The sequence below is a fragment of the Inquilinus sp. genome (assembly GCF_057815775.1).
Map to the genome: position 1 here is coordinate 1 of NZ_JBYRFX010000596.1, position 6,281 is coordinate 6,281.

Annotated in this window: 6 protein-coding genes; 3 read left to right on the forward strand and 3 right to left on the reverse strand. The window is 71.5% G+C overall.

The features are described from left to right. The coding region (locus AC3XYG_RS20875) for a DMT family transporter (protein ID WP_489141794.1) at positions 1–877 on the forward strand (877 nt) is incomplete at its 5' end. Between the two features lie 7 nt (positions 878–884). Here the strand turns inward: AC3XYG_RS20875 and AC3XYG_RS20880 are convergent. After that, positions 885–1,730, reverse strand: a complete 846-nt coding sequence (locus AC3XYG_RS20880; RefSeq protein WP_489141795.1) for an oxidoreductase — start codon at positions 1,728–1,730, stop codon at positions 885–887. Positions 1,731–1,897: 167 nt separating this feature from the next. Here AC3XYG_RS20880 and AC3XYG_RS20885 point away from each other — a divergent pair, with 167 nt between their 5' ends. Beyond that, on the forward strand, positions 1,898–2,803 hold the full coding sequence (locus tag AC3XYG_RS20885) for an AraC family transcriptional regulator (protein ID WP_489141796.1): 906 nt from the start codon (positions 1,898–1,900) through the stop codon (positions 2,801–2,803). On the opposite strand, the gene AC3XYG_RS20890 is transcribed toward AC3XYG_RS20885, so the two are convergent. After that, positions 2,785–4,065, reverse strand: coding sequence for a 3-phosphoshikimate 1-carboxyvinyltransferase (locus AC3XYG_RS20890; RefSeq protein ID WP_489141797.1), 1,281 nt, complete (start codon positions 4,063–4,065; stop codon positions 2,785–2,787). The two genes, AC3XYG_RS20885 and AC3XYG_RS20890, sit on opposite strands and share 19 nt — an antisense overlap. A gap of 101 nt (positions 4,066–4,166) precedes the next feature. Next, positions 4,167–5,072, reverse strand: coding sequence for a LysR substrate-binding domain-containing protein (locus AC3XYG_RS20895; RefSeq protein ID WP_489141798.1), 906 nt, complete (start codon positions 5,070–5,072; stop codon positions 4,167–4,169). Positions 5,073–5,202: 130 nt separating this feature from the next. Between AC3XYG_RS20895 and argH the strand changes: the two genes are divergently transcribed. Further along, positions 5,203–6,281 (forward strand): argininosuccinate lyase (argH, locus tag AC3XYG_RS20900; protein ID WP_489141799.1); only part of this gene is annotated, 1,079 nt, incomplete at its 3' end.

Genomic DNA, 6,281 nt, shown 5'->3' on the forward strand with positions numbered 1-6,281 from the left:
CGCGCTGTCGGTCGTCTGGGGCGGGTCGTTCTTCTTCGCCAAGGTTGCGGTGGCCGAGGTGCCGCCGCTGACCATCGTCCTGGTCCGGGTCGGGCTCGCCGCCATCGCCCGGCTGGTGGTGCTGCGCGTCATCGGCCAAGCCAAGCCGCGCGACCCGAAGATCTGGGCCGCGTTCTTCGGCATGGGGCTGCTGAACAATCTGATCCCGTTCAGCCTGATCTTCTGGGGCCAGACCCAGATCGGCAGCGGCCTGGCCGCCATCCTCAATGCCACCACGCCGCTGTTCACCGTGCTGGTCGCCCATGTCCTGACGGTGGAGGAGAAGCTGACGCCGAAGCGGCTGGCCGGGGTGGTGCTCGGCATCGCCGGTGTCGCCGTGATGATCGGGCCGCAGGTGCTGGGCGGCCTTGGCGGCGCCGTCCTGGCCCAGCTTGCGGTGCTCGGCGCCGCCTTGTCCTACGGCTTCGCCAGCATCTTCGGCCGCCGGTTCCGGGCGCTGCCGCCGATGGTCACCGCCACCGGCCAGGTCAGCGCGACCAGCCTGATGATGCTGCCGATCGTCTGCCTGGTCGACCGGCCCTGGACCCTGCCGGTGCCCAGCTGGTCCACGGTGTCGGCGCTGGTCGGGCTGGCGCTGCTCAGCACCGCCCTGGCCTACGTCTTCTTCTTCAAGCTGCTGGCGCGGGTCGGGGCGACCAACACCGCCCTGGTGACGCTGCTGATCCCGCCCAGCGCGCTGATGCTCGGCAGCATCGTGCTCGGCGAGGCGATGACGGGCCGCGCCTGGGCCGGGATGGCACTGATCGCCCTCGGCCTGGTCGCGCTGGACGGCAGGCTGTTCGGGATGCTTCTGCGGCGCGCCCCGAAGGCGGCCTGAACCACGCTCAAGGTTGCGGATAATCGGCACTGAGGGTGGTGTCCCGCCAGCGGTCGAAATTCGCGCGCAGCGCGTCGAGCCTGGCATAGGCGGTCTTGAGCGCCGGGCCGCCGAGCAGCAGGCGCAGCGGCGGCTCGTCCGCTTCCACTGCCGCGATCACCGCCGCCGCACCCCGGACCGGGTCGCCGGGCTGGTGGCCTGAGACCGCGCGCGTCTGCTGCCGTCGCTTGCCCGCGGTCTCGGCATAATCCGCGATCACGGTCTTGGATTCGACCATCGAACGGCCGGCCCAGTCGGTGCGGAAGGCCCCGGGCTCGACGATGGTCACCCCGATCCCGAGCGGTGACGTCTCGTGCCACAGCGATTCCGACAGCGCCTCCACGGCGAATTTCGTGGCGTGGTAGTAGCCGGTGGCCGCGAAGGCGACGAGACCGCCGAGCGAGGAGAAGTTGACGATGTGGCCGCGACGGCGCGCGCGCATCCCCGGCAGCACCTGCTGAATGACAGCGACCAGGCCGAAGACATTGGTCTCGAACTGCGCGCGGATGCCCGCATCCTCGCCTTCCTCGATGGCGGCGAGATAGCCGTAGCCGGCGGTGTTGACCAGGACATCGATGCGGCCGAAGCGTGCCTCCGCCTCGGCCACGGCCTGCCGGATCGTGGCGGTGTCGGTGACGTCGAGCCGAAGCGGCAAGGCGCGGTCGCCGTGCCCGGCGACGAGTGCGGACAGCTGGTCCGGGTCGCGGGCGGTCACCACGGCCCGCCCGCCGCGGGCGAGGATGAGCGTGGCGATCTCGCGGCCGAAGCCGCTGGAGCAGCCGGTGATGAACCAAACGGGCGTGTCTGCGGTCATGATCCTGTCCTTTCGGGAACTCCGGCCGCTGCCTCGGTCTGGCACTCTTGACGCTGCGGCCCGACGGGATACATGTCATCCGCCGGGGCGGGGGCGTTAGGGCGATGCCGCCAGTTCCTTGCCCGATCCTTCCAATCCGGAGGCGCCGCCCGTCCGGAGAGACCGCCATGCCGCCGCCCATCGACGCCATCCAGGACCTGATCGGCCGCCATTGCCGGGCCCCCCGCCAGGCCACGCCCGTTCCGGGGCTGACGCTGTTCCGGTTGGAGGCGCCGACCCAGCCCGTCCGCAGCCTGTACGACCCGCGGCTCTGCATCGTCCTGCGCGGCCGCAAGCGGGTCGCGCTCGGCGATCGGGCCTTCGACATCGGGCCGGGTGAGCTGCTGATCGTGACGGTCGACCTTCCCGTCTCGGCGAGCGTGACCGAGGCGAGCGCGGACCAGCCCCATCTCGCGCTCACCCTGGATCTCGGCCGGGCGGAGATCGCGGATCTGCTGCTCAGGATGCCGCCGGGCCCGCCGTCATCAGACGGCGACCCCACGGCCGGCTTGGCGCTCGGTTCTCCGTCGGACGATTTGCTCGATCCCGTGGCCCGGCTGCTGGGGCTGCTCGACCGGCCCGGCGACATCGAAATCATCGCGCCCATCGTAGAGCGCGAGATCCACTACCGGCTGCTGCAGGGCGAGCATGGATCCCTGCTCCGGCAGTTCGCCACGGCGGGGACCCATCTGTCGCGGGTGGCGCGGGCGATCGCCTGGATCCGGGCGCATTACGCGGAGCCGATGAGCATCGAGCTGCTGGCCGGGGAGGCGGGCATGAGCACCACCTCGCTGCATCGCCATTTCAAGGCGGTGACGATGATGACGCCGCTGCAGTACCGGACACGGATCCGGCTGCAGGAGGCGCGGCGCCGGCTGCTGGTGGAAGGGCGGGACGCCGGCGCGATCGGCTTCGACGTGGGCTACGACAGCGCGTCCCAGTTCAGCCGCGAATACCGCCGGATGTTCGGCCGCCCGCCCTCGGCCGACATCGCCGGCCTGCGCCGGCCGGACGGTCAGTCGACCTTGTCGTAGGTTACACCCAGCGAGGCCAGGGCGTCCCAATAGCCGGGATAGGTCTTGGCGACGCAGCCGGGGTCCAGGATGGTGATGCCGCCGATCTTCAGCCCGGCCAGGGCGAAGCTCATGGCGATGCGGTGGTCGGCATAGGTCTCGATCCGGGTCGGCAGGGTCTGGCCGGCCAGGCCAGGGTCCGACGCCACGATCAGATCGTCGCCCTCCTCGCGGCCCAGGCCGGGGCGGATGCGCGACAGCTCGGTCGCCAGCGCGGCGACGCGGTCGCACTCCTTGACCCGCAGATTGGCGATGCCGGTGAAGCGGACCGGCGTGCGGTTGAAGGCGGCCAGCACCGCCAGGGTCGGCACCGCATCTTGCATCTGCGACCCGTCGATCACGGCCGGCAGGTTCGGGAAGCTGGCGATCACCGCTTGCGCCTTCGCATCCGGCTGGGTGAAGGCATCGGCGGGCACGCCGAGGTCGATGGCGCCGCCGGTCAGCACCTCCGCGGCCCAGAGATAGGTCGCGGCCGAGGCGTCGGGTTCGACCAGGAAGTCGGCGGCGCGGTAGCCCGTCGGCTGCACCCGCCAGGTGGCTTCATCGGCCTGCTCGACCTCGGCGCCGAAGGCCCGCATCGCCGCGACGGTCAGGTCGACATAGCCGCGGGCGCCGATCTCGCTGCCGGTCAGCGCCACCTCGACCGGCCCGGTGCCGCAGGCGGCGGCGATCAGCAAGGCCGAGATGTACTGGCTGGACAGGCCGCCATCGATCTCGACCCGGCCGGGGGCGCCATCGACTTGGGCATGCCTGCCGCGGCCGCGCACCGTCACCGGCGGATAGCCGTTGGTATCCTCGATGTCGATGCCGAGCGATCGCAGGGCCTGGACCAGCGGGCCGATCGGCCGCTTGCGCATATGCGCGTCGCCATCGACCACCACGGTGCCGTCGATCATGGTCACCGCGGCGGTCAGGAAGCGCATCGCCGTGCCGGCATTGCCCAGGAACAGCGGCCCGGCTGGGGCCTGCAGCCGGCCGGTGCCGGTGACGGTGAAGCTGGTGTCGTCGGGTTCGTCGATGGTCACGCCCATGGCGCGCAGGGCGGCGGCCATCAGCCTGGTGTCGTCGCTTTTCAGCGCGCCGGTCAGGCGGCTGGTGCCGCGGGCCAGCGCTGCCAGCAGCAGGGCGCGGTTGGTGATCGACTTCGAGCCCGGCGGCGTGACGCGGCCGGTCAGCGGATGGCCGGGCACCTCGATCGTCAAACCGTCTGTCTTCGCATCCATGCCCGTCGCCCCAAGCCCGTCATCCGATCCGCACTCACTCTGTCCTAGACGTGCCGGCGCCCGGCAACCAGCGCGATCGGCTCATATCCCCCAATCGTCACCTACATCCCCGGCCCCAACCCGTGGGCCTCGGCCAGCAGCCAGTCGCGGAAGGCGACCAGGCCGGCGCGCGGCGGGCGGTCGGCCGGGGTGGTGAACCAGTAGCCGTGGCGGCTGTGGAAGCCGAGGCCTTGCGGATTGACCAATCGACCGGTCAGCAATTCATCCTCGATCAGGCAGCGCGGCACCAGGGCCAGGCCCTGGCCACCGATCGCGGCGCGGATCACCAGGGCGTAGAAGCCGAAATGCACCATATGCGCCGGGGCGAATGCGGCCAGCCCCTGGGCCTCGGCGAATTCGCTCCAGCGCAGCGGCGTGTGGCGGTGGTCCAGCACGGTGTAGCGGGCGACGTCGCCGGCCCGGGCGATGCCGCCCATGCGGGCCAAGAGCTGCGGCGCGCCGACCAGCGCGACGTTGCGGCCGAACAGATATTCCGCCCGCCGGCCCGGCCAGTCGCCCTCGCCGAAGCGGAACACGGCGTCCGCCTCCTCGACCGTGTCGCCGGTGGCCTGGGTGGTGAACTGCACATCCAGCTCCGGCCGCGCCTTCGCCAGCTGCGACAGCCGTGGCACCAGCCAGCGGTCGCCCAGGATCGGCAGCACATGCAGCCGGATGGCGTTGGGCGACCCGCGCAGCGCCGCGATCCGCCCGGATGCGGTCTCCAGCGCCCCCAGCGCGATCCGCGCCTGTTCGACATAGATCCGCCCGGCCTCGGTCGGCACCAGGCCGCGGCCGGTGCGGGTGAACAGCGGCATGCCGGCGATCTCCTCCAGGCTGCGCAGCTGCTTGCTGACCGCGCTCTGGGTCAGGTGCACGCTCTTCGCCGCCTCGGAGGCCGAGCCGTGCTCGACCAGCGCGGCCAGCACCCGCAGCGCGGTGGTGGAGGGAAGGGGGCCAGGGCCCTGCATCGGCGGCTCGCGCTATGACGATCTGGACTGGCGGCCAAGATATTCCATTACCGACTATCCTGGGGAAATCATTTCCATTGTGGCACCCGGCCCGGCTTGACAGCATCCCGGGTCCGAACAGGGGGCCCACATGACCGAACCGACCCGTCTCTGGGGCGCCCGCTTCCGCGCCGCGCCCGCGCCGGAGCTGATGCGCCTGTCGCGCTCCGATGCCAGCCATTTCCGCCTCGCCCCCTACGACCTCGCCGCCTCGGCCGCCCATGCGCGGGAGCTGGTGCGTGCCGGGATCCTCACCGCGGCCGAAGGCGAGACCACCCTGGCGGCGCTGACGGATCTGGCCCGCGACGTCGCCGCCGGCGCGGTGCTGCCGAACGAGGGCGACGAGGACGTCCACACCTTCCTCGAACGGGCGCTGACCGAAAGGCTGGGCGCGCTCGGCGGCAAGCTGCGCGCCGGCCGGTCGCGCAACGACCAGGCGGCCAACGACCTGAAGCTGTATCTGCGCGACGTCGCCCGCCGCCTGGCCGGCCATGTCATGACGCTGCAGCAGGCACTGGTCGGCCAGGCCGAGGCGCATGTGACGACGCTGGCGCCCGGCTTCACCCATCTGCAGCCGGCCCAGCCGGTCACCTTCGCCCATCAGTTGCTGGCCCACGCCCAGACCTTCGCCCGGGATGTCGACCGGCTGCAGGATTGGGACCGGCGCAGCGCGCGCTCACCGCTGGGTGCAGCCGCGCTGGCCGGGTCCGCCATCGCCCTGCGGCCCGACCTGTCGGCCGCCGAGCTCGGCTATGACGGCCCGTGCGAGAACTCGATCGACGCGGTCGGCAGCCGCGACCATGTGGCGGAGTTCCTGTTCGTCGCCGCGATGCTGTCGGTGCATCTGTCGCGGCTGGCGGAGGAGGTGTTCCTGTGGTCGTCGCGCCAGTTCCGCTGGGTCGAGCTGGACGATGCTTACGCCACCGGCTCCTCGATCATGCCGCAGAAGAAGAACGCCGACATCGCCGAGCTGACGCGCGGCCGCGCCGCCCGGCTGATCGGCGGGCTGACCGCGATGCTGACGGCGCTGAAGGGCCTGCCCTTCGCCTACAACCGCGACCTGGCCGAGGACAAGCGCGCGGCGTTCGAGGCGGTCGACACGCTCGACGCCGTGCTGCCGGCCATGGCCGGGATGCTGCGCACCCTGCGGGTCAATGTCGACACGCTGCG

Bases quoted from the DNA above. Each gene is read 5' to 3' on its own strand.
- AC3XYG_RS20880 (WP_489141795.1), bottom strand. From the start codon at position 1,730: ATGACCGCAGACACGCCCGTTTGGTTCATCACCGGCTGCTCCAGCGGC.
- AC3XYG_RS20885 (WP_489141796.1), top strand. From the start codon at position 1,898: ATGCCGCCGCCCATCGACGCCATCCAGGACCTGATCGGCCGCCATTGC.
- AC3XYG_RS20890 (WP_489141797.1), bottom strand. From the start codon at position 4,065: ATGGATGCGAAGACAGACGGTTTGACGATCGAGGTGCCCGGCCATCCG.
- AC3XYG_RS20895 (WP_489141798.1), bottom strand. From the start codon at position 5,072: ATGCAGGGCCCTGGCCCCCTTCCCTCCACCACCGCGCTGCGGGTGCTG.